Source organism: Mesorhizobium sp. Mes31 (genome assembly GCF_024519675.1).
Classification (GTDB): Bacteria; Pseudomonadota; Alphaproteobacteria; order Rhizobiales; family Rhizobiaceae; genus Mesorhizobium.
This window is the reverse complement of sequence record NZ_JALJRL010000003.1, coordinates 482,580-505,470: the sequence shown is the minus strand read 5'-3', so window position 1 is coordinate 505,470 and position 22,891 is coordinate 482,580. Positions and strand designations below refer to the sequence as shown.

The window sequence follows — 22,891 nt, the reverse complement described above, 5'->3', positions numbered from 1 at the left end:
CCGATATCCACATGAAGGCATGTGAATCGAAGCCGAAACGGCGCTGTCGCCAGCGCCGTTTGGCAAGGCTTTGCCCGTTCGAGTCTGAAGGAGACCGACAATGACCACGTTTGATTTCGCCACCGAGACCTCGCGTATTACCTCGCGTCCGGCCGTTGCGACGCGCGTGGCAAACACCGTCTCCAACGCCTACCGCGCCTGGAAAAATCGTCGCGCCTTCTATCGTCTCGGCGAAATGTCGGATGCCGAACTCGCCGATATCGGCCTGACGCGCGCCGACCTCCATGTCGCCATCGACGTGCCATTTGGCCGCGACCCGACGGCGATCCTGCGCGAAATCGCAAGTGATCGCGTCGAGACGATCGAGGATATCGCCCGCAAGGTGGCGTGATCGGCTGAGTTTCGGTCCTGTTGAACCTTTTCGGGGTTCAGCGCGACCAAGGTTCTGCAGGCTCCCCACTCCCTGCCGGTTCCCCGCCGGCCTGCCTGCACGTTGCCCGGTCCTCCCAAGGACCGGGCTTTTCTTTTCTGCGTTGCCGAAGACCGGCCGTCGGCTTGCCGGCTAGCGCCGGTCCATATCGCGCTTGAACTGGTCGAAAATCGTTTCCACGCCCTTCTGATACTCGTCGCGCTGCTGGGCGCCGGTCTCGAACATCTTGCCGAACAGATCGTCGAACGGGTTCCGTGGCCGGCCGCTCGGGTTGGTCTGCGGCTGCGGTGCCTGAGGCTGCTGCGGTGCCTGAGGCTGCGGCGCCGGCTGTCCGCCGGGCAGGCCGAAGCCGCCGCCACCACCTTGCCGCAGCATCTCCTCGAAGATCTTCCCCAGCGGGTTGTCGCCGTAGGGGCCCTGTGTCTGTGGCGGCTGCGGTTGCGCCCGGCCTTGCGGCTGCGGCGCGCCGCCGCCGAACATGTCCTGCAGCACCTTGCCGAGCGGATTGTCGCCATAGGGATTGGGTGCCGGCTGCGGCTGGCTTTGCGGCTGCGGCGTCCCGCCACCGAACATATCCTGCAAAACCTTGCCGAACGGATTGTCCATCGGAGGCTGTGGGGCCGGGGCCTGCATGCCGCCTTGCCGCATCATCTGTTCGATGATCTCGCCCAGCGGATTGCTGCCGCCACCGAAACCGCCAGCGGCCTGCATCTGGCTGGTCGTCTGCTTGAACAGTCCCCCCATGACCATGGAGGCGATCGCCGGCAGCATCTGCTGCAGGATCTGCTGGCTGACGCCGCTCGCCTGCGCTGCCTGGCTGGCCACGGCGCGCGACAGATCCTTCGAGCCGAACAGATGCCCCAATATGCCGTTGCCCTCGTCGACGCCTTGCGGCGAGAAGGCCCGCGTTGCGTCCTCGAAATACTTGGCGTGCTGGCCGCTCGCCATCGCCGTCATGAAGGCGCCGAGCCCATAGGGGTCCGCGGTGTTGCGTTGCAGCCCCTGCGAGAAGGCCGGCAGCAGTGCGGCAACCGCTGCCTGCGTCTGCTGCATCGAAAGCCCGTATTGCTGGGCAAGCGCCTGCATGCCGTTGCCGTTCTGGGCCTGCGCCAGCATGTCGAACAAGGTAGGCATCGGCTTCTCCTCCGGGAAATCCTCGGCGGAGAGCCTAATTCGTTTCGATGCCCGATTGAAGCGACTTTTGCCGCTCCTTAACGCGCAGGGTCAATAGGCGTATTCCATGAACACCGGCTCGATCGAGCCGCCCCAGCGCGTGTGATAGGCGGAGAGCAGTTCCTCGGCGCTGGTGGTGCCACGCGCGACCACTTCGTCCAAAGTGTTGAGGAACGAGGTTTCGTCGTAGCCGTCGCGGTTCTTCTTGCCGCGGTTCTTCAGGCCCATGCGCGAGATGACCAGCACGTCACGCGCGATCTCGCGCAGAGTGGTGTTGCGGAAGGGCGCGGAAATGCCTTGTTCCGGCACCGCATTGCGCATTGCCAGCACCTCGTCGTAGGCCCAGCTCGAGGTCAACGCCTCGGCGGCGTCGAGCGCTGCCTCGTCATAGAGCAGCCCGACCCAGAAGGCCGGCAGCGCGCAGATACGCCGCCACGGCCCGCCGTCGGCGCCGCGCATCTCCAGAAACCGCTTCAGCCGCACGTCTGGAAACAGCGTCGACAGATGGTTCGCCCAGTCGCCCATCGTCGGCAGCCCGTCCGGCACTTCGTTGCGCGCGGCGCCGGCCATGAACTGACGGAAGGTGACATGTGTCATGTCGTGATAGTGGCCGTCGCGAATGACGAAATACATCGGCACGTCGAGCGCCCATTCGACATAGTCGGCGAAGCCGAAATCAGGCGAGAAGCAGAATTCGAGCAAGCCCGAGCGCTGGTTGTCGGTGTCGCGCCAGATGTCGCCGCGCCAGCTTTGCAATCCGTTCGGGTGGCTCTCGGTGAACGGCGAATTGGCGAACAGTGCCGTCGACAGCGGCTGCAGCTTCAGCGACACCTGCATTTTGCGCCGCATGTCGGCCTCGCTCTCGAAGTCGAGATTCACCTGGATCGTGCAGGTGCGGTACATCATGTCCAGGCCCTTGCTGCCGACCTTGGGCATGTAGCGCGTCATGATCTCGTAGCGCGACTTCGGCATTTTCGGGGTCTCGGCCAGCGACCATTTCGGGCTGCCGCCAAGGCCAAGAAACCGGATGCCCATCGGTTCGGCGATCTCGCGCACCTGCGCCAGATGGGCATTGCCCTCGCGACAGGTCTGGTGGATCGTCTCCAGCGGCGCGCCGGACAATTCGAACTGGCCGCCGGGCTCCAGCGAAATCGCACCCTGGCCGGTGGGCTCGACCAGGCCGATGATGCGGCCGTCATCGATGATGGGATCCCAGCCGAGCTTTTCCTGCATGCCCTCGAGGATGGCGCGGATGCCGCGCTCGCCGCCATAAGGCACAGGCGCGTTGCCGTCGACATAGAACGGGAATTTCTCGTGCTCGGTGCCGATGCGCCACTTGTCGCGCGGCTTGTTGCCTTCGGCCAGGTGCTCGACGAGTTCGTCGATGCCTTCGATGGGCCTGAAATCGGTTGTATCGCGCGCCATGATCAAGCCCTCCGCACATGACCCCGAAAATCGGCCTTCGATTTCGGAAGGGATCATGTGCCCAATCAAAGTGCTACAGCGTTCTTTGCGCGTCCGAAAGGTGGCGCGGCGCTGCAGGGCGGCCGGACGGCCGCCGGCGCTAGATGGACGAAATGTCAGCAGACGATCAAGCGAAAAATCCTGAGCCACAGGTCAACAGGAATTGAACGCCACGGCCCGGTCCGTCCCTTGCAGGAGATGAAGTCTCACCAGTCTCCGATCGTTGCCTGGATCACAGCCAGTGCTGCCACCGCCGCCGTATCGGCGCGCAGGATGCGCGGTCCGAGCGGAATGGCTGTCACGAAGGGCAGGGCGCGCAGCATCTTGCGCTCGTCATCGGAGAAGCCGCCCTCCGGTCCGACCAGCAGGCCAAGCTTCTTCTCCGTCACCGCCTGCAAGGCCGGCAGCGGATTGTTGGTCGCGGCGTCCTCGTCGCAGAAGATCAGCCGCCGCTCTCTGTCCCAGCCGGTCAGCAGGCGATCGAATTTTTCCGCTTCGCGCACGTCCGGCACCGCCAGGATGCCGCATTGCTCGGCGGCTTCGACGACATTGGCGCGCAGGCGATCGATGGAAGGTTTGGCCACTTGCGTGTGCTGGGTGACGACCGGCTGCAGGATGCCGGCGCCCATCTCGGCCGCCTTCTGCACGAGATAGTCGAGCCGGCCCTGCTTCAGCGGCGCGAAACAATAGATGAGGTCGGGCAGCGGTGGCTGCGGCCGCTGCAGCGTCCGCACCCTCAGTTTGACCGCTTTCTTTGACTTCGCTGCGATGGCCGCCGACCATTCGCCGTCACGGCCATTGAACAGCAGGATCTCGGCGCCTTCGCCGAGCCGCAGCACATGCATGAGGTAATGGCTTTGCTGTTGCCCGGCATCGAACTCGACATCCGCCCCGAGATCGTCGGGCACGAACAGGCGTTGCATCTTGTAATTGGCGCGCATTGGCGAGGAATGGGCGACGCCGTCCTTGGCGTCAAGCCATGCATGCCGGCTGTGCAGCAAAGACGACATGGCACTGTCGGAATACCGATGCCGGTCTGTTGCTCGGTCGCGCAGTCTGGAGTGCAGGACAACGCGGTCTGGAGGCGTGGGTTGGACAGGATTACACGAGGCGGCTGTTTGTGCGGTGCCGTCAGCTATGAGTTGACCGGCGAGCTGCGTCCGATCGTTGCTTGCCATTGCAATCAGTGCAGAAAGGCAACCGGCCATTTCGGAGCGGCCACGCAGGTTGAACAGAAGCAGGCGACCATCACCGGCGATACGCTGCGCTGGTTCAGATCGTCCGAGCAGGCCGAGCGCGGCTTCTGCTCCGTATGCGGCGGAAATCTGTTCTGGCGCCGGTTTGACAGCCCGTTCATTTCCGTCTGGGCCGGGACCATAGACGGCAAGACCGGTCTGAAAATGGAAAGCCAGTTGTATCCTGAATCCGCTGGCGACTACTACGACTTGCCGGCGGTGCCCGTGGTGCCGCAATCGGAATTGAAGTAGCGCCGCCGGTCAGCCCGCCCAGACAGGCCGATATCCGGCGCCAAGCACGGCCACGGTTGTCGGCGGCGTAATCGTGAACGGATCGGCGAGCTCGGGCGCATCGAGACCGATCGCTGGTTTGTAACCGCCGAAACTCCAGGGCAGCGCCTCACCGTCACGCAGCGCGTAGGGCCTGTTGCCGGCTGCGATCATCGTGCCGTCCGGCAGGGCCGCCAGCGACGCGTTGTCGAGCTTCACGGCATGCCCACCGGACGCCAGCCGCTCCTTGTGCAGTCTTTTGTCGACCTGCGGCGCGCGCGGCTCGGCGATGCCGAAGGCTTCGCCGAAACGGTGGACAAAGTCCTTGGCCCGTTCGCGCCGGCAGTAGAAGCAGGGGCGATGCCCGGCAGCCAGCGCCGTCACCTCGTCGAGGAAGAACAGTTCCGTCCAGCCGGCCTTGCCTCCAGGCCGGTTGCGGCCCATCGGCTCGCGCCGCACGTTGCCGAATTGGCAGACGCAGATAATCCAGGCGTGAAGCGCCCAGCGCTTTTTCAACAGCGTCTTGGTCTCGGGGTCGTGGATAATGCCGCGGTTGCCCATGAACAGGCCGCGCTCCGGCACGGCGTACAGAGCGCCGAACGGATCGACCCGGTTCTGCAGTGGCATAGCTTTCTCCCCAAATGCGCATCTTGGCTGCAAGGCTGGCGGCATGATATCGCTCGTCGCATCATTTTCATGTCAGCAGGGTTTTGCGATGCGGGTGCTGGTGGTCCAGAATTACGACAATACCGGCCTCGGTCAGCTCGGCGCCGCTCTTGCGGAAGCCGGCGCCGACCTCGATCTGCGCCTCCCTTACAGAGGCGATCCCCTGCCGGATGACGCGGCAGAACATGACGCCTTGGTGGTGCTCGGCGGCGGCCAGAATGCATTGGCCGACGAGGAATACCCCTATTTCCCGGCGCTGCTCGAGCTGACCCGCGATTTCGCCGGCAAGGACCGCGCCGTGCTCGGCATCTGTCTCGGCAGCCAGCTCGTCGCCCGCGCCTTCGGCGGCGAGAACCGCATCGGCGCCGCCAACGAATTCGGCTGGCGCGGCGTGTCGCTGACGCCGGATGCCAAGGCCGACCCGGTGCTGGCGGAATTGCCGGAAGAATTCCCGATCTTCCAGTGGCACGACGACACCTTCGTGCTGCCTGAAAACGCCGTGCGGCTTGCCGGCAACGATGTCGCCGAGAACCAGGCGTTTCGCGTCGGCCGCGCCGTCTACGGCTTCCAGTTCCATTTCGAGGCCGATCGGCCGATGGTGCAGGACTGGAGTTCATCCTTCGCGCCGATCATTGCCGCGCGCCACCCCGACTGGGCCGGCAAGCTCGATGGCGAAATGGCCCGCAATGGGCCTGACGCGGACGCCGCTGGCCTCGCCATCGCCCGCGCCTGGGTGGCGACGATCTGAGCAGTCGCCCCGCCACACCTGCCGCGTGACATAATTGGCACGCAGCGGTGAATCCGCCTGGGGAAAACGCTTTTCATCCTTGGCTTGCAGCCGCCCGCCATCCTAGAAGGCGCGCGCTCCGCATCGGCAGTGCAACCGCGATGAACCATTTGTGTGGCCCATGCGACACACCGCCGATACAGAACACACCTAGAAGCGCGAAATCGTCGAAACTTTGAAGCGAATTCTTCGTTTCAACGCATTGGTAACCGCCTCGTGTACAGATGCAGAAAGCTCAACAAGAGATGACGTCCGTGAAAGCAGCGCTTCTGTCCTTTGCCATGCTGTCAGCCATTGTGCTGTGCGGTCTGGGTATCTATGCCGCCGACGCAGCCAGCAACCACAACGCCGTCGACGGTTACGGCGTCACCGCCTCACTTCGCTAAAAGCTGGGGTGTCTTTCGCGTCCTCGGACGCGGACGCTCATGCTTCCCTTATCGCCATTTCCAGGATGCGTTTGTCCGCGCCGTCGACGACGAGCGCGCTCAGCATGCCTGATTGCCAGGCAAGCGTGTCGACGTTGACACGGTTGGCCATCACCTCGGCCTCCGGTACCGGCGTGTGGCCGTGCACCACGATTTTCGGATAGAGGCCGGAATAATTGTGGAAGACGTCGCGGATCCAGACCAGATCCTGCGGGCTTTGGTTCTCGAGAGGGACGCCTGGCCTGATGCCGGCATGGCAGAAGAAGAAGTCGCCGAAAGTCACTGAGAACGGCAGCGATCGCAGGAAGTCGATATGGCTTTGCGGCACGGCCTCGACCAGGGCTTGATGTCCCTTGCGCATAACTGCCTCGGCCTTGCCGAACCACGCGCTGGTGCCCTCGACAATCGCCACGCCATAGGACTGTGCCGTCTGGATGCCGCCAAAACGGATGAAGAGTCCTTCCGGTTCGGGGGTTTTGAGAAAATCGAGAAAACCGATGTCGTGGTTGCCAGCCAGCATCAAATGGCGCGGGTCGCGTTCTCGCGCTTCGATCAGGAAGTCGATCACGCCCTTGGAGTCTGGTCCGCGATCGACATAGTCGCCAAGATGAATGACGCGCCAGTCGGCAGGCGCCTCCTGCTCGATCTCGGCCTTGATACGTTGATGCATGGCGGCCAGCAGGTCGAGCCGGCCATGCACGTCGCCAATCGCGTAAAGACGCACGCCTTCCGGCCCACGCGCGTCGAGAAAATGAATGCCGGGTTCTGCCAACGTCTCGTAGTCTCCATGGTCAGGCCATCACGGACTTAGCGCCGGAGCTGGTCCTTGCCCATGTCGGTGACCAGACGCTTTCCGCACAGTGCCAGCGTGATGTCCATCTCCTTGCGGATGATTTCCAACGCCTTGGTAACCCCTTCCTTGCCAAGCGCGCCCAGGCCGTAAAGAAATGGTCGGCCGATATAGGTGCCCTTGGCGCCAAGGCAGAGCGCCTTCAGCACATCCTGGCCGGAGCGGATGCCGCCATCCATATGCACTTCGATCGTGTCGCCGACCGCATCGGCGATCTCTTCCAGCGCCATGATCGACGACGACGCGCCGTCGAGCTGGCGCCCGCCATGGTTGGAAACGATGATGGCATCGGCGCCGGTCTTCACCGCCATCAGCGCATCCTCCTTGTCGAGTATGCCTTTCAGGATCAGCTTGCCGCCCCAGCGCTCCTTGATCCAGGCGACATCGTTCCACGACAGATGCGGATCGAACTGCTCCGACGTCCACGATGCCAGCGAGGCCATGTCGCCGACGCCCTTGGCGTGGCCGACGATGTTGCGGAAGGTCCGCCGCTTTGTGCTGGCCATGGCGGCGCACCAGCGTGGGCGGATTGCCATGTCGACGATGTTCTTCAATGTCAGCCTGGGCGGCGCCGAAAGTCCGTTGCGGATGTCCTTGTGGCGCTGGCCGAGAATCTGCAGGTCGAGCGTCAGCACCAGCGCCGAGCATTTCGCCGCCTTCGCCCTGTCGATCAGGTTGAACACGAAATCCTTGTCGCGCAACACGTAGAGCTGGAACCAGAACGGCTTGGTGGTCACGGAGGCGACATCCTCGATCGAGCAGATGCTCATCGTCGACAGCGTGAACGGCACGCCGAATTCCTGCGCCGCCTGCGCCGCCAGCATCTCGCCATCGGCATGCTGCATGCCGGTCATCCCGGTTGGCGCCAGAGCCACCGGCATCGAGACCTTCTCGCCGATCATCGTCGAAGCCAGCGAACGGTTGTCCATGTCGACCAGGACGCGCTGGCGGAACTTGATCTTCTGGAAGTCTTCCTCGTTGGCCCGATAGGTGCTTTCGGTCCACGCGCCTGAATCGGCATAGTCGAAGAACATCTTCGGCACCCGGCGGCGAGCGAGGTCCTTGAGGTCGGCGATGGTCAGAATTTGGCTCATGGGCTTTCCGTTTTGATATCAGGAGCGTTTGCGTGCGGGTTCGGTATCGATGGCGTCGACGCGCTGCTTCAGCCTGAGCCGTGACACGCGCTGCCAGTCGCCGCTGCGCTCGGCCTCGGCCATCGACCGCTCGACATAGATCATGTGGTCCATCGCCGCTTGCCGGGCGGCAGCCGGGTCGCCGGCCTTGACCGCTGCATGGATCGCCCGGTGCTGGGCAAGCAGGGCCTCGCGCGCGCCGGGCACGGTGAACACCAAGAGCCGGTTCTGGAACACGCCTTCCGACAGCAGCCGATAGCAGGACCGAAGCGTGTGCAGGAGCAGGATATTGTGCGCGCATTCGCAGATCGCGTGATGGAACTCGACGTCGATTTCGGCTTCGTGGTCGAAATCGCCGGTCCGGTGCGCCTCGTCCATGCGCGCCATGATGCGGTCGAGCAGCGCCAGGTCGTCCGGGGTGGCACGGCGCGCCGCATATTCGGCCGCGATGCCCTCGATCTCGCGGCGGTATTCCAGATAGTCGGTCACCGCCTTGCGGTGCGTCGAGATCAGGTCCGCCACCGGTTTGCTGAACAGCTGGCCGATGATGTCGGCGACATGCGTGCCGCCGCCGGCCTTGGTCGTCAAAAGGCCGCGCCCTTCGAGCGCCTTCAGCGCATCGCGCAGGATCGGCCGCGACACGTCGAACTGACGCGCAAGCTCGCGTTCGCCCGGCAACCGGTCGCCGGTGCGCAGGACGCCTTCGAGGATGAGGCTCTCGATCTGCTGCACCACCTCGTCGGCGGTGCGCGAATGCTCGATCCTGGAAAAAATGTCGCTCAACAGGGTGCCTGGAAGGTGAACCGGTGTCGCGCAGGATAAAGCCTGCGTCGCCAACTGGTCAAATTATTTATCCAATTGGTCGCAGCGGGTCGGTTTTGCCGCCCGGCGCCATATCATCTTAGGCTAAACTTTGCTGTTTGCGTCATCTGGTGATTGGCTCTAGAGGGACGCGATTGCAAGAGGGTTCACAGAAACCCGGGGGACAAGCCGTGTCAGACGACCCGTCCAATCTCGAGTTCCAGCCGCGTGCCAAGGGCAGCGTCATGGGTTTTCCCGCGCATGAGGGACGCCCCGGGGCGCTCGGCGAGGTCCATGCCCGGCCGCATCCGCTGATCGAAAAGCCCCGCGTCCTCGTGCAGCTCGCCTTCATGACCGAGGGCGGCTCCGGCGTCGATCACGCGGTGCTTTCCGAACTGTCGCGACGCCTCGGCATCGCCGCGCCCGACCGCCAGGCCCGCCACCACGCCATGAAGTGGGGCAAGGGTTCGCTGCGCTGGGAGCGGCATACGGAGTTCTCGACCTATCTTTGGGAAGGGCCGCTCTCCGAAAGCGGCCGGATGCAGGAGGACTCGCCGTTCGGAAACGGGTTTTCCCCGCCAGGAACCGTCATTTCGGGCATCAGGCTCGAAATCCGCAAATGGACGCAGGCGAGTGAGCGATTGATCGCCGGCTTCGATCCGACCAGCCTGTGCCATTCGCTGGTCGAGCGTGGCAATGCCGCCATCGTCACCGACTTTCGCCAGGACGGCGATGGCATGACGCGCATGCTGGTGCTTGATCGCGGCCTGACGCCGGCGCGCACCGGGGCACTGTCGCAGCGGCTGATCGACATCGAAACCTACCGGACGCTGGCCATGCTCGGCCTGCCGCTGGCACTGACCCTATCCGGCCGTGCCCGCCGCATCGAGGACAGGCTGGCCCAGACCACGCTGGAGATGAAGGTCGCCGAAACCCGCGACAGCCAGACCTTGCTTGCCGATCTCACCGAACTTGCAGCGGAGCTGGAAGCCGACGCGGCCTCGAGCCTCTACCGTTTCGGCGCCAGCCGCGCCTATGACGGCATCGTCGGCGAGCGGCTGGAGGCGCTCGAGGAAGAAGCCGTGCCCGGCTACGACACCTGGGGTGGGTTCCTGCAGCGCCGCGTCGCGCCGGCGATGCGCACCTGCCGATCGGTCGAGGAGCGGCAGGCCAACCTGTCGCGCAAGCTGACCCGCGCCACCACGCTGCTGCGCACCTGGGTCGATGTCGAGGTCGAGAAGCAGAACCGCGACCTGCTCGCCTCGATGAACAACCGCGCGCGCCTGCAACTGCGCCTGCAGCAGACCGTCGAAGGCCTCTCGGTCGCCGCCGTCTCCTATTATGTGGTCGGCCTCATCGGCTATGTCGCCAAGGGCGCCTCGATCTTCGGCCATGCCTTTGCGCCCGAGGTCATCACCGCCGCTTCGGTGCCGATCGCCATCCTGCTGGTCTGGTGGGGCGTGCGCCGCGTGCGCAGGATGCATTCCGAGCCCGGCAAACTGGCTGGCGAATAGCAGGCTTGCTCACCCCCGAAGGGAGGAAGGCGGGTCAGGCAGCGGCAGATTGCCGCTGCGGAAGCTTGTCCCGGCCTTGACGCTGGAGTCTCCTCCAAAGCAGGATTTGCAACGAACGCGCTTCACTGGTAAAAGATTTTGACCAGTTGTTCGAAAACGAGGCTGCCGATGTCCGGCCTTGCCATGCCGAAACCAGACGACGCCACGATGCGCCGGCGCGACGAGATCGTCGCCGACATGCGCATCATCGTGCCGGGCGAGGGCGTCGTCGACGCGACCAATCAGATGCGTGCGTTCGAAAGCGACGGGCTCACGGCCTACCGGCAATTGCCGCTGGTCGTGGTCTTGCCTGAAACGGTGGCGCAGGTTTCCCGCGTGCTGAAATATTGCAACGACCGCAACATCCGTGTCGTGCCGCGCGGTTCCGGCACCTCGCTGTCGGGTGGCGCGTTGCCGCTCGAGGACGCGGTGCTGCTGGTCATGAGCCGCTTCAACCGTATCCTCGAAATCGATTTCCCCAACCGCATCGTCGTCGCCCAGCCGGGCGTCACCAATCTCGGCATCACCACCGCCGTCGAGCAGGAGGGCTTCTATTACGCCCCCGATCCATCCTCTCAGATCGCCTGCTCGATCGGCGGCAACGTCGCGGAGAATTCCGGCGGCGTGCACTGCCTGAAATATGGCCTCACCGCCAACAATGTGCTCGGCATCGAGATGGTGCTGATGCACGGCGAGGTGGTGCGGCTCGGTGGCAGTCACCTCGACGCCGAAGGCTACGACCTGCTCGGCGTCATGACCGGCTCCGAAGGCTTGCTCGGCGTCGTCACCGAGGTCACCGTGCGCATCCTCAAGAAGCCGGAGACGGCGCGTGCCCTGCTGATCGGCTTTCCGACCAGCGAGCAGGGTGGCCAGTGCGTTGCCGACATCATCGGCGCCGGCATCATCCCCGGCGGCATGGAAATGATGGACCGGCCGGCGATCCACGCGGCGGAAGATTTCGTCCATGCCGGCTATCCGCTCGATGTCGAGGCGCTGCTGATCGTCGAGCTCGACGGGCCGGGCGTCGAGGTCGATCATCTCATCACCGCGGTCGAGGCGATCGCCATCCGCAACGGCTCGACCACCTGCCGCATATCGCAGTCCGAGCAGGAGCGGTTGAGCTTCTGGGCCGGTCGCAAGGCGGCTTTTCCCGCGGTCGGCCGTATATCGCCCGACTATTACTGCATGGACGGCACCATCCCGCGCAAGGAACTGCCGCGCGTGCTGGCCGGCATGCGCGAACTGTCGGAGAAATATGGCCTCGGCGTCGCCAACGTCTTTCACGCCGGCGACGGCAATCTGCATCCGCTGATCCTCTACGACGCCAATGTGCCGGACGAACTCGACAAGGCCGAAAGCTTCGGCGCCGACATCCTGCGGCTCTGCGTCAAGGTCGGCGGAGTCTTGACCGGCGAACACGGGGTGGGCGTCGAAAAGCGCGACCTGATGCCGGAGATGTTCAACCAGATCGACCTCGACCAGCAGATGCGCGTCAAATGCGCCTTCGATCCCAACCATCTGCTCAACCCGGGCAAGGTGTTCCCGCAGCTTCGCCGCTGCGCCGAACTCGGGCGGATGCACATTTCCGGTGGCAAGCTGCCATTTCCGGACATTCCGAGGTTTTGAGTGGACATGTCGGCGCCTGAACACCCCCCTCTGTCCTGCCGGACATCTCCCCCGCAAGGGGGGAGATCACGCCTTCATGACAGCCATCGCCAATCCCGTTGGAGAAAGAAGCGCCGACATTGCGGCCGGCCAATCTCCCCCCTTGCGAGGGAGATGTCCGGCAGGACAGAGGGGGGTGCGAAGGATCGCGGCATCTCCGCAATTGCCATTGGCGACCCTACTACATGACCACCTTCACCCCGACCACCTCGGACGAAGTCCTGTCCACCGTCGCCTGGGCCGTGGCGGAAGAATCGCCGCTGGAAATCCTCGGCCATGGCTCCAAGCGCGGCATCGGTCGGCCGCTGCAGACCGAGCATACGCTCGACCTGTCGAAGCTCACCGGCGTCACACTCTATGAACCCGAAGAACTGGTGCTGTCGGCGAAGGCCGGCACGTCGCTGGCCGAGATCGAAAAGCTGCTGGCGGAAAACGGTCAGCAACTGGCCTTCGAGCCAATGGACTACGGCCCGCTGCTCGGTGGCGAACCGGGGAGGGGCACCATCGGCGGCGTGCTTGCCGCGAACCTTTCCGGCCCGCGCCGGCTGAAGGCGGGTGCTGCGCGCGATCATATCCTCGGCATCAATGTGGTGTCCGGGCGTGGCGAGGCATTCAAGTCCGGCGGCCGCGTGGTCAAGAACGTCACCGGCTATGATATGTCGAAGCTGATGGCCAACAGCTGGGGCACGCTGGCCGTGTTCACCGACGTCACCTTCAAGGTGCTGCCGGCAGCGGAGACCGAGGTCACGCTCGCCATCCGTGGCCTGCTCGACGACGCGGCTGCCGCAGCCATGGCGCTGGCGCTCGGCTCCAGCGCGGAAGTGTCGAGTGCCGCGCATCTGCCGGAGCGCATCGCCGCGCGTGTCGCCGGCGGCACGCTCGGCAGCGACGCCGCCACGCTGCTGCGCGTCGAAGGCTTTGGCCCCTCGGTCGCCTACCGCATCGCCGCGCTGAAAACGCTGCTCGGCAATGCCGGGCCACTGCAGGAGATTTCCGGCGAAGCCTCACGGCTGATCTGGCGCGATGTGCGCGATATCAGGCCTTTCGCCGACGGCAGCGAGAAGCCGGTCTGGCGCGTGTCGATGACGCCGTCCCAGGGCCACCAGATGGTGTTGACCCTGCGCATGCAGGCTGCCGTCAGCGCCTTCTACGATTGGCAAGGCGGGTTGGTGTGGCTACGTATGGAAGAGGGTGATCCCGAAGCCGCACTGCTGCGCGGGCTGTTGCGGAAACATGGCGGCGGCCATGCGACGCTGGTGCGTGCCGCACCCGCCCATCGCGCCGCCGTGCCGGTGTTCGAACCGCAGGCGCCACATCTGGCTGCGTTGTCGGCCAGGCTCAAGGCCGAGTTCGATCCCAAGGCCATTCTCAACCCCGGCCGCATGGCGCCGGGCGCAGGCTCTGCTACTCTCGGCATCGCAACCCAGGGAGCGACACCATGAGCGACATCAATTCCGGCCAGAACGACAAGCCCGTACCGCGCCAGACCGACCGCTGGCTGGAACCGGGGCCGACCAATGCGCTGGTCATCTACATCCTGTATCTCGCCGGCCTCGTCATCGGCATCAGCGGCCTTGTCGGCATCGTTCTGGCCTATGTCAACCGTGGCAAGGCCGGCGGCTTCGTCGAGAGCCACTACACATTCCTGATCCGCACCTTCTGGATAGGCCTGCTCTATGCGCTGATCTCGGCGGTGCTGATCTTCGTGGTGATCGGCTTCCTGCTGATGTTTGCCGTCGCCGTCTGGTTCATCGCCCGCTGCATCCTCGGCCTTCAGGCGCTGCAACGCGGCGAGCCGGTCAAGAACCCGGAAAGCTGGTTCCTCGGACTTTAGAGCATGATCCGAAAAGCGGGGACCGGTTTTCGGATCATGCTCGGACAGTAAGGGATTTTTCTAGTGCAGACCAATTTTTCGCTTGCCCAGCTTGCCGATCCGCACGTCGCGGAATCGGAAAAGATCCTGCGCAAATGCGTGCATTGCGGCTTCTGCACCGCCACCTGCCCGACCTATGTGACATTAGGCAACGAGCTCGATTCACCGCGCGGGCGCATCTACCTGATCAAGGACATGCTGGAGAACGGCCGCCCGGCCGACAAGGAGATCGTCACCCATATCGACCGCTGCCTGTCGTGCCTTGCCTGCATGACCACCTGCCCGTCGGGGGTCAACTACATGCACCTGGTCGACCATGCCCGCGCTCATATCCAGGAGACCTACAAGCGGCCGATGCTTGACCGCTTGACTCGCGCCATCCTCGCCTTCGTCCTGCCTCATCCCCGGCGCTTTCGCGCAGCGCTCAGGCTGGCGAAGCTGGGCAAGCCGTTCATTGGGCTGTTCGAAAAGATTCCGGCGCTGAAGCCGCTCGGCGCCATGCTGAAGCTCGCGCCGGCATCGATCCCGGCGGCCTCGCCGATGGCCTCGCCGGGCGTCCATGCCGGGCAGGGGACGAAGAAGGGTCGTGTCGCCATCCTCACCGGCTGCGCGCAATCCGTGCTTGATCCCGCCATCAACGAGACGACGATTTCGCTGCTGACAAGGCTGGGCGTCGAGGTCGTGGTGCCGCCGGGCGAGGGCTGTTGCGGTGCGCTGGTGCATCACATGGGACGCGAAGAGGCTGCCCTTGCCTCGGCGAGACAGAATGTCGACGCCTGGACGCGCGCCATCGAACAAGGCGGGCTCGATGCCATCGTCATCACCGCGTCCGGGTGCGGCACGACGATCAAGGACTATGGCTTCATGCTGCGCCTCGATCCGGCCTATGCCGACAAGGCCGCGCGCGTCTCGGTGCTGGCCAAGGACATCACCGAATATCTGGCCGCGCTCGACCTGCCCGAACCCGTGCGCAAGCCGGGCACGGTGGTCGCCTATCACTCGGCCTGCTCGATGCAGCACGGCCAGAAGATCACCCGCCAGCCGAAGGAGTTGCTGGCCAAGGCCGGCTTCATCGTGCGCGAGCCGCGCGAGGGTCATCTGTGCTGCGGCTCGGCCGGCACCTACAACATCCTGCAATCCGAGATTTCGGCCAAACTGCGCGATCGCAAGGTGAAGAACATCGAGGCGACCGGTGCCTCGCTCGTCGCCACCGGCAATATCGGCTGCATCACGCAGATCGCTTCCGCCGCCAGGTTGCCGGTGGTGCACACGGTAAAGCTGCTCGACTGGGCCTATGGCGGGCCAAAGCCGGAAGGCGTTCTGGACGAGAGCCTGATCGCCGCGGAGTAGGGCCTGTCGCGGCGCTTACTCCGCCGCGAGCCTGCCCGCCGTGCCGTAGGTCGCTTCGTAAAGCGCACGCTGCCGGCTGAGCGCCACCATCGTGTTGCGCAGCAGGATCGCGACGGTGATGGGGCCAACGCCGCCCGGCACCGGCGTGATCCATGAGGTAACCTCGCGGACGCTTTCGGTGTCGACGTCGCCGACGATACGGCTCACCCCGTCAGGCCCGGTCTCCGAATTGATGCCGATGTCGATGACGGCCGCACCGGGTTTCACCATGTCTGCCTTGATCAGCCGCGGCTTGCCGACGGCGACGAACAGCGCGTCGGCGCGGCGCGCATGGGCGGCGACCGATCGCGTCATGTGATGGCAGACCGTCACCGTCGCGCCTTCGCTCATCAACAGGAAGGCGATTGGCTTGCCGACGATTTCCGAATGGCCGACGATGACGACTTCCAGCCCCTTGAGGTCGAGGCCGGTTTCCCTGAGCAGTTCGACCGAGGCGGCCGCCGTGCAGGGCGCGAGGTCGAGCTGGTTGTAGACGATATTGCCGATCGAGGCCGGATGCATGCCTTCGACATCCTTGAGCGGGTGCACCGCTGCCTGCAGCGTCCTGATCGGGATATGCGCCGGCACCGGCCGCTGGATGATGATGCCGGTGACGCGCGGATCGGCATTCAGGCCGTGGATCGCCGCTTCCAGCTCGCCTGACGTGATGGTGGCGGGAAAGCGCCGTTCCTCGAAATCGATGCCGGCGAGCTCGGCCTTGGCACGCTGGTTGCGCACATAGACTTCCACCGCCGCCGTGTCGCCGACGGTGATCGAGATCAGCTTGGGCGGAAAGCCTTCGGCTTTGGCAATCGCCGCATCCTCGCGCACGGCGGCGATGATGCGCTGGGCGACCGGGCCGCCTCTGAGATAGCGGCTGTCATCGGACAAGGGCATGGATGAACTCTCTCGATGGAACTTGCGCCGAGATAGCAAAAGAATACGGCGAAGGGCAGCACGAAAGCGAACCGCTATGCCCGTTGCGCGACGTGCGGTCGAGGTTTTAGGCCCGATGCCAGGCCGCGTCTTGCTCGAAAACGGAAAGGGCAGCGCGGTTTCCCGTGCTGCCCTTCCTGACTGACCGCATCCCCATACGGCCCGTCCCCCGTTGTCTCTGGTCTGGCCTGGAAAGCTGGTTGCTTTGCCGGCCAAGTGATTCGCGTCAGGAACTATATCACCTCGACCGTGGTTCCGACATTGACCCGTTCATAGAGGTCGACGACGTCCTCGTTGCGCATGCGGATGCAACCCGACGACACCGCGCCACCGATCGTCCACGGCTGGTTGGTGCCGTGGATGCGGTACTCCGTCGTGCCGAGATAGAGCGCGCGTGCGCCGAGCGGGTTTTCCATGCCGCCGGCCAGATAGGTCGGCAGGTAGCGGCCCTTGGCGGCCTCGCGCTTGATCATCTCAGCCGGCGGGCGCCAGTCCGGCCAGACGCGTTTGTTGGTGATCTTGTGGGTACCTGACCACTCAAAGCCGGGTTTGCCGGTGCCGACGCCGTAACGCCGTGCCTTGCCGTTCTTCTCGATCAGAAACAGGAAATTCTGCGTGGTATCGATGACGATCGTGCCTGGTTTCTGCGGACCGTCATAGGCGACTTCCTGCGGCAGGTAGATCGGATTGATCTGCGGGCGCATGACCATGCGCTTGGCCGGCGCCTGCACGGCCGCCGTCTGCACGCGATCGGGCTGCCCGGGTTGCGCATAGCGCAGGCGCGGCTGTTGCTGCACGGACTGGCGGTTCTGCCGGACGATGCCGGGCGCATGGCCAAGCTGCAGCACCCAGGGCGCGGAAAGGTCGGGGCTCACCATCACGGGCGGGCGGTCGGCATAGCGGTCGCCGGCGGCGGAGGGTGTGGCGCCGGCGGCAAACACAGCCACGGCGCCGAGCAAGGGAAACAGAACTCTCTTCATCTGGAACGCACCTTGATCGTCGAACACAAACGGGTGGAACCGTCCTCCCGGTTCGGCGATCATTGGCGTGGAAGCAGCAACCGAAACATGAATCGGAATGCGTAAAATGCAGGACTGTCAGTAAACCTTTTGGTGTGGTTACCGCCGGGTTCAGGAATCTGGTAAAGCCGCGGTAAATGCAGCGCAAAGGCGCGTTAACGAACGGATTTGTCGCCATGGAAAAAGAAAACACCGGCCTGCTTGCCGGCCCCGACGGTGTCGCGCGCTGCTTCTGGCACGGCAACCTGCCCGACTATCTGCACTACCACGACCATGAATGGGGCCGGCCGGTGGCGGATGACCGCAGGCTGTTCGAGAAGATCTGCCTCGAAGGCTTTCAGTCGGGCCTGTCGTGGCTGACCATCCTGCGCAAGCGGGAGAATTTTCGCCAGGCCTTCGCCAATTTCGAGTTCGACAAGGTCGCCGCCTTCACCGACAAGGATGTCGAACGCCTGCTTGGCAATGCCGGCATCATTCGCCACCGCGGCAAGATCGTCTCGACCATCAACAACGCCAAGCGCGCCCGCGAGATGGCCGATGAATTCGGCTCGCTGGCCGCCTGGTTCTGGAAGTTCGAACCCGGCAAGGACGAACGGCCCGAGATCGTCGACCTCGCCCATCTGCGCGCCAACCCGACCACGGCGGTCTCGGTGCGGATTTCGAAGGAACTGAAGAAGCGCGGCTGGAGCTTTGTCGGCCCGACCACGGTTTATGCCTTCATGCAGGCGATGGGCCTGGTCAACGATCATCTCGAGGGCTGCGCCTGCCGCAGGCAAGTCGAGAAGGAACGGAAGGCTTTCAGACGGCCGAAATAGGGCTCAGGTACCGTTGGCGCCGGCCAGGAAGAGCCCCGCGACGATCGCCGCCACCGTGGCAAGCGCCGGGTAGATCACCAGCAGGCCGGTCATCAACGCGTCGCGCATCGTAGGTCCCTTGCCGTCCTTGGCCGTTACCTCGAACGGGCCCGCGACCTGGCTGACCATTTTCGGCGCATGACTGTCGGCCGGGCGCAGGCGTGCTGGCAGGTTGCTGGCGCCGTTATCGATCGAATTGAATTTTGCTGCCGTGGCCATGGCCCGAACCTCTTGTTTCGGTGCGCTTTATCGGCGGCGATTGTGTCGGCACAATGCCGCACTCATGGCGGGATTGTTTCATTTTCGGCGCGGTTTGTTTCAGGGCTGACTAGCTGTCGGCCTTGATAAGGAACATGCTTTTATCGCTTTGCGCTGCCCCTCATCGCCCTGCCGGGCACTTCTCCCCGTATAGTGACGGGGAGAAGAACGCCTCCATCGAGGGTTTTGCCAATCTCGATCGCTGCTGAGAGGCGCCGAGGTTGCGGCCAGCCCTCTTCTCCCCGTCACTATACGGGGAGAAGGTGCCGGCAGGCGGATGAGGGGCGGCGCGGCCTTCCCGGAACTTGTTCCCCACGGCGAGAAGGCTTGCCAACCCTTGCCGCTCCCTGCGGCATCGGTTAGGACACGCGCACTCGAAACAAGTCCGCATTTACCCAACAAAAAGACCCCAACTCATGGCCGACAAATCGGAAAAGACGAAAGCGCGACTGCCGCGCGGTTTTGCCGACCGCAGCGCCGAGGACATCCGCGCCGTCGAGAAGATGATGGCGACGATCCGCTCGGTCTATGAGCTTTATGGTTTCGAACCGGCCGACCAGCCGCTGATCGAATACACCGATGCGCTGGGCAAGTTCCTGCCCGACCAGGACCGGCCGAACGAAGGCGTGTTCTCGTTCCAGGACGATGACGACCAGTGGCTGTCGCTGCGCTATGACCTGACAGCGCCGACGGCGCGCTTCGTCGCCGAGAACTACGAGCGCCTGCCCAAGCCCTATCGCAGCTATCGCTCCGGCTGGGTGTTCCGCAATGAGAAGCCCGGCCCCGGCCGCTTCCGCCAGTTCATGCAGTTCGATGCCGACACGATCGGCACGCCGGGCGTAGCGGCCGATGCGGAGATGGCGATGATGATGGCCGACGTGATGGAAGCGCTCGGCATCAAGCGCGGCGACTACGTCATCCGCGTCAACAACCGCAAGGTGCTGGACGGCGTGCTCGAAGCGATCGGCCTTGGCGGTGACGAAAATGCCGGCCGCCGGCTGACGGTGCTGCGGGCAATCGATAAACTGGACAAGCTCGGCCCGGAAGGCGTGAGACTTCTGCTGGGACCGGGGCGCAAGGACGAAAGCGGTGATTTTACGAAGGGTGCGGGGCTTGGGCCCGGCGAGATTGACGTAGTTTTCGAATTTCTCGAGCCAACATCAACCGTCGTTATTCCATCGGCGACGATCCAGCCACGGGACAATCCGGAGTTGGCGAATATGAAGGGCGGTATACTTTCGCTCCAGCCTCCGACCTTGGTGCACAACAACATTCGCCTTTCAGAGAGTGGACTCTATCGCGAGGGAATTGCTGAACTCGATCAAATACGGCTCCTAGTTGAAAGTGCCGGCTATGCTGATGACAGGGTGAAGATCGACCCATCAGTCGTGCGCGGCCTCGAATATTACACTGGCCCCGTCTTCGAGGCCGAGCTGCTGGCCGAGATCCCCAATGAGGACGGCCAGATCGTGCGTTTCGGTTCGGTTGGCGGCGGTGGCCGTTATGATGGTCTCGTCTCGCGCTTCCGTGGCGAGCCCGTCCCGGCGACCGGCTTCTCCATCGGCGTTTCCAGGCTGATGACCGCGCTGAAGAACCTCGGCAAGCTCGACACGTCTGATGTCATCGCGCCGGTCGTCGTGCTGGTGATGGACAAGGACACCGACAGCCTCGGCCGCTACCAGAAGATGGTGGCGGAGCTGCGTGCCGCCGGCATCCGCTCCGAAATGTATCTTGGCGGCGCCGGCATGAAGGCGCAGCTCAAATATGCCGACCGGCGCGGCTGCCCCGTCGCCGTCATCCAGGGCGGCGACGAGCGCGCCAAGGGCGAGTTGCAGATCAAGGACCTGATCGAGGGCGCGCGCATGTCGGCCGAGATCACCGGCAACGCCGAATGGCGCGCCGCGCGCCCGGCGCAGGTGACGGTGGTGGAAAGCGAACTGGTCGCCGAGGTGAAGAAGATCCTGGCGGCGCAGGCGGAGGAGAGGGCGAAGTGACGAGCGCCGCGCTCGCTTGTCCTTCTCCCCTTGTGGGAGAAGGTGGCCTCGCGGAGCGAGGTCGGATGAGGGGTGTTCCAGAAAACACCGACCCCTCATTCCGTCCAACACCCCTCATCCGTCTCGGCGCTGCGCGCCAATCCACCTTCTCCCGCAGGGGGAGAAGGAGAGGCGGCGCTTCATGACCTCCCGCTATCCCGCCATATCAGCCGACATCGCCAACCTCTTCGCGGCGCGCAACACGCATGCGGTCGAGGTCGCCGTGCTGCAGCCGGCCGACCCGTTCCTCGACATGGCCGGCGAGGATCTGCGCCGCCGTATTTTCCTCACCGAAAGCGAGACCGGGCAGACGTTGTGCTTGCGGCCCGAATTCACCATTCCGGTCTGCCTTGACCACATAAGTTCGCAGGCCGGCACGCCGCGCCGCTATTCCTATCTCGGCGAAGTGTTTCGCCAGCGCCGCGAAGGTGGCAACGAGTTCTTCCAGGCCGGCATCGAGGATCTCGGTGACCGCGATACCGCGGAAGCCGATGCTCGCTCGATCGCCGACGCACACGCGCTGCTCGCCCTGGTGTTGCCGGGCAAGGCACTGGCGATAACGCTCGGGGACCAGACCATTTTCGAGGCCGTGCTGGCCGCCCTCGGGCTGCCGCGCGGCTGGCGCATGCGTCTTGCCCGCGCCTTCGGCTCGGCGCCGATGCTGGAGGCAGCGCTCGCTGATCTCGCCAATCCGCCGCGCAACGGCCAGCTCTCGGGCCCAGTCGCCGCCCTTGTTCTCGACGGCGATCTGGAAGGTCTCTCCGCGCACATCGCCGGCGGCATGGAAGAGGCGGGCCTGTCGGCATCCGCCGGACGCTCGCCGGCCGACATCGCGCGGCGGTTGATCGAAAAAGCCGAACTGCGCAGCGTGCGGCTGTCGGACGAGGCATTCGCGGCGCTGAAGGGCTTTCTGGCGATCGACGTGCCGCTCGACGCTGCCGCCCAGGCGTTGGACTCTTTCGCCACGGGTGCCGGGCTTTCCCTGGCCCCCGCACTGGAGAAATTCGCGGCCCGCGCCAGGGCGATCGAAGCGCATGGCCTGCCGGCGCAGATAATCCGTTACGATGCCGCCTTCGGCCGTCCGCTTGATTACTACACCGGCCTGGTCTTCGAAATCGCGGCGCAAAGCGGCGACCGGCCGTTGGCCGGTGGCGGACGCTATGACCGGTTGCTGACCCTGCTCGGCGCGAAGACGCCGATCCCCGGCGTCGGCTTTTCCGTCTGGCTCGACCGCATCGATGCGCTGCGGGAGGCGGGGCAATGATCACGCTGGCGATTCCGTCGAAAGGCCGCCTCAAGGAGCAGGCGCTGGAGGTGCTGGCCAAAGCCGGCCTCGCCGTCAGCCTGCCCGGCGACGAGCGCAAGTATCGCGCCCGCATCGAGGGCGCGGAAAGCATCGAAGTGGCGTTCCTGTCGGCTTCCGAGATTGCCGGCGAGATCGGCCAGGGGGCGGTCGATCTCGGCATTACCGGCGAGGATCTGGTGCGTGAAAATCTTGCCGACTGGGAGACCCGCGCCGAAATCGTTGCCCGTCTCGGCTTCGGCACCGCCGATGTCGTGGTGGCGGTGCCCGACATCTGGCTCGACGTGGACACCATGGCCGATCTCGACGACGTCGCCGCCGATTTCCGCCAGCGCCATGGCAGGCGGCTGCGCATCGCCACCAAATACTGGCGGCTGACCCAGCAATTCTTCTCGCAGAAACATGGCATCCAGGTCTATCGCATCGTCGAAAGCCTCGGCGCCACCGAAGGGGCACCGGCAGCCGGGCTCGCCGATGTCATCGTCGACATCACCACCACCGGCTCGACCTTGCGCGCCAATCATCTCAAGGTATTGGGCGATGGTGTGGTGCTGAAGTCTCAGGCTTGCCTGGTGGCGTCGAAGAAGACGCGTGCGGCGGCTGACGAGGCTCTGTTGCGCGACATCGCCAAGAAAATGGCTTCGGTAGCCGGATAGCGTCGGCGCAATCCCCCTCTGCGAACGCTTCGCCCGAGACGGAGAAGAGGCCTTCTTGCCTCAACGACCATCGACGGATTTCCACTGCCCCGCCGGGCTGATAGACTCCGGCCTGTCT

The 22,891-nt window shown here is 64.4% G+C and carries 23 protein-coding genes; 13 read left to right on the top strand and 10 right to left on the bottom strand.

Features of this window, described 5'->3' with window-relative positions:
* Positions 1–100 precede the first annotated feature (100 nt).
* The gene (locus tag NR193_RS07665) at positions 101–391 is read left to right on the top strand and encodes a DUF1127 domain-containing protein (RefSeq protein ID WP_091585998.1); all 291 of its coding nucleotides are present in this window, start codon (positions 101–103) and stop codon (positions 389–391) included.
* Between the two features lie 171 nt (positions 392–562).
* On the opposite strand, the gene NR193_RS07660 is transcribed toward NR193_RS07665, so the two are convergent.
* The 3 genes from NR193_RS07660 to NR193_RS07650 form a co-directional block, all read right to left on the bottom strand.
* Positions 563–1,564 (bottom strand): DUF937 domain-containing protein, encoded by a 1,002-nt coding sequence (locus tag NR193_RS07660; RefSeq protein ID WP_256750256.1) that lies wholly within the window; start codon positions 1,562–1,564, stop codon positions 563–565.
* A 90-nt stretch (positions 1,565–1,654) separates the two neighbouring features.
* On the bottom strand, positions 1,655–3,028 hold the full coding sequence (locus tag NR193_RS07655; RefSeq protein ID WP_256750255.1) for a glutamate--cysteine ligase: 1,374 nt from the start codon (positions 3,026–3,028) through the stop codon (positions 1,655–1,657).
* 245 nt (positions 3,029–3,273) lie between these two features.
* The gene (locus NR193_RS07650; RefSeq protein WP_256750300.1) at positions 3,274–4,008 is read right to left on the bottom strand and encodes a 16S rRNA (uracil(1498)-N(3))-methyltransferase; all 735 of its coding nucleotides are present in this window, start codon (positions 4,006–4,008) and stop codon (positions 3,274–3,276) included.
* Between the two features lie 150 nt (positions 4,009–4,158).
* On the opposite strand from NR193_RS07650, the gene NR193_RS07645 reads away from it, so the two are divergent.
* Entirely contained in the window at positions 4,159–4,554 is a 396-nt protein-coding gene (locus NR193_RS07645) for a GFA family protein (RefSeq protein ID WP_256750254.1), read from the top strand.
* Between the two features lie 9 nt (positions 4,555–4,563).
* On the opposite strand, the gene NR193_RS07640 is transcribed toward NR193_RS07645, so the two are convergent.
* On the bottom strand, positions 4,564–5,199 hold the full coding sequence (locus tag NR193_RS07640) for a hypothetical protein (protein WP_256750253.1): 636 nt from the start codon (positions 5,197–5,199) through the stop codon (positions 4,564–4,566).
* Positions 5,200–5,287: 88 nt separating this feature from the next.
* On the opposite strand from NR193_RS07640, the gene NR193_RS07635 reads away from it, so the two are divergent.
* Together NR193_RS07635 and NR193_RS07630 are read left to right on the top strand one after the other, a co-directional pair.
* On the top strand, positions 5,288–5,986 hold the full coding sequence (locus tag NR193_RS07635) for a type 1 glutamine amidotransferase (RefSeq protein WP_256750252.1): 699 nt from the start codon (positions 5,288–5,290) through the stop codon (positions 5,984–5,986).
* A 293-nt stretch (positions 5,987–6,279) separates the two neighbouring features.
* Complete coding sequence (locus tag NR193_RS07630) at positions 6,280–6,411, top strand: hypothetical protein (protein WP_256750304.1); 132 nt, start codon at positions 6,280–6,282, stop codon at positions 6,409–6,411.
* A 37-nt stretch (positions 6,412–6,448) separates the two neighbouring features.
* Here the strand turns inward: NR193_RS07630 and NR193_RS07625 are convergent, their stop codons facing one another.
* From NR193_RS07625 to NR193_RS07615, 3 genes are read right to left on the bottom strand one after another with little or no spacing between them, the layout of a single operon-like run.
* The gene (locus tag NR193_RS07625; protein WP_256750251.1) at positions 6,449–7,222 is read right to left on the bottom strand and encodes a metallophosphoesterase; all 774 of its coding nucleotides are present in this window, start codon (positions 7,220–7,222) and stop codon (positions 6,449–6,451) included.
* A 35-nt stretch (positions 7,223–7,257) separates the two neighbouring features.
* Positions 7,258–8,394 carry an alpha-hydroxy acid oxidase gene (locus NR193_RS07620; RefSeq protein WP_256750250.1) on the bottom strand — a complete coding sequence of 379 codons (1,137 nt, stop codon included), beginning with the start codon at positions 8,392–8,394 and terminating at the stop codon, positions 7,258–7,260.
* Between the two features lie 18 nt (positions 8,395–8,412).
* On the bottom strand, positions 8,413–9,216 hold the full coding sequence (locus NR193_RS07615; RefSeq protein WP_256750249.1) for an FCD domain-containing protein: 804 nt from the start codon (positions 9,214–9,216) through the stop codon (positions 8,413–8,415).
* A gap of 209 nt (positions 9,217–9,425) precedes the next feature.
* Between NR193_RS07615 and NR193_RS07610 the strand changes: the two genes are divergently transcribed.
* From NR193_RS07610 to glcF, 5 genes are all read left to right on the top strand, one after another.
* Positions 9,426–10,748 (top strand): DUF3422 family protein, encoded by a 1,323-nt coding sequence (locus NR193_RS07610; protein WP_256750248.1) that lies wholly within the window; start codon positions 9,426–9,428, stop codon positions 10,746–10,748.
* 168 nt (positions 10,749–10,916) lie between these two features.
* Entirely contained in the window at positions 10,917–12,413 is a 1,497-nt protein-coding gene (locus NR193_RS07605) for an FAD-linked oxidase C-terminal domain-containing protein (protein WP_256750247.1), read from the top strand.
* Between the two features lie 224 nt (positions 12,414–12,637).
* Positions 12,638–13,894 carry an FAD-binding protein gene (locus tag NR193_RS07600; RefSeq protein ID WP_256750246.1) on the top strand — a complete coding sequence of 419 codons (1,257 nt, stop codon included), beginning with the start codon at positions 12,638–12,640 and terminating at the stop codon, positions 13,892–13,894.
* Entirely contained in the window at positions 13,891–14,286 is a 396-nt protein-coding gene (locus NR193_RS07595) for a DUF4870 domain-containing protein (protein WP_256750245.1), read from the top strand. The genes NR193_RS07600 and NR193_RS07595 overlap by 4 nt, the downstream gene beginning before the upstream one ends.
* A gap of 63 nt (positions 14,287–14,349) precedes the next feature.
* Positions 14,350–15,675, top strand: a complete 1,326-nt coding sequence (glcF, locus tag NR193_RS07590) for a glycolate oxidase subunit GlcF (protein WP_256750244.1) — start codon at positions 14,350–14,352, stop codon at positions 15,673–15,675.
* 15 nt (positions 15,676–15,690) lie between these two features.
* Here glcF and NR193_RS07585 read toward each other — a convergent pair whose 3' ends face one another.
* On the bottom strand, positions 15,691–16,611 hold the full coding sequence (locus NR193_RS07585) for a bifunctional 5,10-methylenetetrahydrofolate dehydrogenase/5,10-methenyltetrahydrofolate cyclohydrolase (RefSeq protein WP_256750243.1): 921 nt from the start codon (positions 16,609–16,611) through the stop codon (positions 15,691–15,693).
* Between the two features lie 272 nt (positions 16,612–16,883).
* Positions 16,884–17,630, bottom strand: a complete 747-nt coding sequence (locus NR193_RS07580) for a L,D-transpeptidase (RefSeq protein ID WP_256750242.1) — start codon at positions 17,628–17,630, stop codon at positions 16,884–16,886.
* A gap of 215 nt (positions 17,631–17,845) precedes the next feature.
* Between NR193_RS07580 and NR193_RS07575 the strand changes: the two genes are divergently transcribed.
* The gene (locus NR193_RS07575; protein WP_256750241.1) at positions 17,846–18,484 is read left to right on the top strand and encodes a DNA-3-methyladenine glycosylase I; all 639 of its coding nucleotides are present in this window, start codon (positions 17,846–17,848) and stop codon (positions 18,482–18,484) included.
* A gap of 3 nt (positions 18,485–18,487) precedes the next feature.
* Here the strand turns inward: NR193_RS07575 and NR193_RS07570 are convergent, their stop codons facing one another.
* Positions 18,488–18,742 carry a hypothetical protein gene (locus NR193_RS07570; RefSeq protein WP_256750240.1) on the bottom strand — a complete coding sequence of 85 codons (255 nt, stop codon included), beginning with the start codon at positions 18,740–18,742 and terminating at the stop codon, positions 18,488–18,490.
* A gap of 455 nt (positions 18,743–19,197) precedes the next feature.
* On the opposite strand from NR193_RS07570, the gene hisS reads away from it, so the two are divergent.
* The 3 genes from hisS to hisG all read left to right on the top strand — a co-directional run bounded on the left by hisS (position 19,198) and on the right by hisG (position 22,773).
* Positions 19,198–20,775: a histidine--tRNA ligase gene (gene hisS, locus NR193_RS07565; RefSeq protein WP_256750239.1), complete on the top strand. Its 1,578-nt coding sequence runs from the start codon at positions 19,198–19,200 to the stop codon at positions 20,773–20,775.
* 181 nt (positions 20,776–20,956) lie between these two features.
* The gene (locus tag NR193_RS07560; RefSeq protein ID WP_256750238.1) at positions 20,957–22,078 is read left to right on the top strand and encodes an ATP phosphoribosyltransferase regulatory subunit; all 1,122 of its coding nucleotides are present in this window, start codon (positions 20,957–20,959) and stop codon (positions 22,076–22,078) included.
* Entirely contained in the window at positions 22,075–22,773 is a 699-nt protein-coding gene (hisG, locus tag NR193_RS07555) for an ATP phosphoribosyltransferase (protein WP_256750237.1), read from the top strand. The genes NR193_RS07560 and hisG overlap by 4 nt, the downstream gene beginning before the upstream one ends.
* Positions 22,774–22,891: the final 118 nt, after the last annotated feature.

Bases quoted from the DNA above. Each gene is read 5' to 3' on its own strand.
- NR193_RS07665 (WP_091585998.1), top strand. From the start codon at position 101: ATGACCACGTTTGATTTCGCCACCGAGACCTCGCGTATTACCTCGCGT.
- NR193_RS07660 (WP_256750256.1), bottom strand. From the start codon at position 1,564: ATGCCTACCTTGTTCGACATGCTGGCGCAGGCCCAGAACGGCAACGGC.
- NR193_RS07655 (WP_256750255.1), bottom strand. From the start codon at position 3,028: ATGGCGCGCGATACAACCGATTTCAGGCCCATCGAAGGCATCGACGAA.
- NR193_RS07650 (WP_256750300.1), bottom strand. From the start codon at position 4,008: ATGCGCGCCAATTACAAGATGCAACGCCTGTTCGTGCCCGACGATCTC.
- NR193_RS07640 (WP_256750253.1), bottom strand. From the start codon at position 5,199: ATGCCACTGCAGAACCGGGTCGATCCGTTCGGCGCTCTGTACGCCGTG.
- NR193_RS07635 (WP_256750252.1), top strand. From the start codon at position 5,288: ATGCGGGTGCTGGTGGTCCAGAATTACGACAATACCGGCCTCGGTCAG.
- NR193_RS07620 (WP_256750250.1), bottom strand. From the start codon at position 8,394: ATGAGCCAAATTCTGACCATCGCCGACCTCAAGGACCTCGCTCGCCGC.
- NR193_RS07605 (WP_256750247.1), top strand. From the start codon at position 10,917: ATGTCCGGCCTTGCCATGCCGAAACCAGACGACGCCACGATGCGCCGG.
- NR193_RS07600 (WP_256750246.1), top strand. From the start codon at position 12,638: ATGACCACCTTCACCCCGACCACCTCGGACGAAGTCCTGTCCACCGTC.
- NR193_RS07595 (WP_256750245.1), top strand. From the start codon at position 13,891: ATGAGCGACATCAATTCCGGCCAGAACGACAAGCCCGTACCGCGCCAG.
- NR193_RS07585 (WP_256750243.1), bottom strand. From the start codon at position 16,611: ATGCCCTTGTCCGATGACAGCCGCTATCTCAGAGGCGGCCCGGTCGCC.
- NR193_RS07580 (WP_256750242.1), bottom strand. From the start codon at position 17,630: ATGAAGAGAGTTCTGTTTCCCTTGCTCGGCGCCGTGGCTGTGTTTGCC.
- NR193_RS07575 (WP_256750241.1), top strand. From the start codon at position 17,846: ATGGAAAAAGAAAACACCGGCCTGCTTGCCGGCCCCGACGGTGTCGCG.
- NR193_RS07570 (WP_256750240.1), bottom strand. From the start codon at position 18,742: ATGGCCACGGCAGCAAAATTCAATTCGATCGATAACGGCGCCAGCAAC.
- hisS (WP_256750239.1), top strand. From the start codon at position 19,198: ATGGCCGACAAATCGGAAAAGACGAAAGCGCGACTGCCGCGCGGTTTT.
- NR193_RS07560 (WP_256750238.1), top strand. From the start codon at position 20,957: ATGACCTCCCGCTATCCCGCCATATCAGCCGACATCGCCAACCTCTTC.
- hisG (WP_256750237.1), top strand. From the start codon at position 22,075: ATGATCACGCTGGCGATTCCGTCGAAAGGCCGCCTCAAGGAGCAGGCG.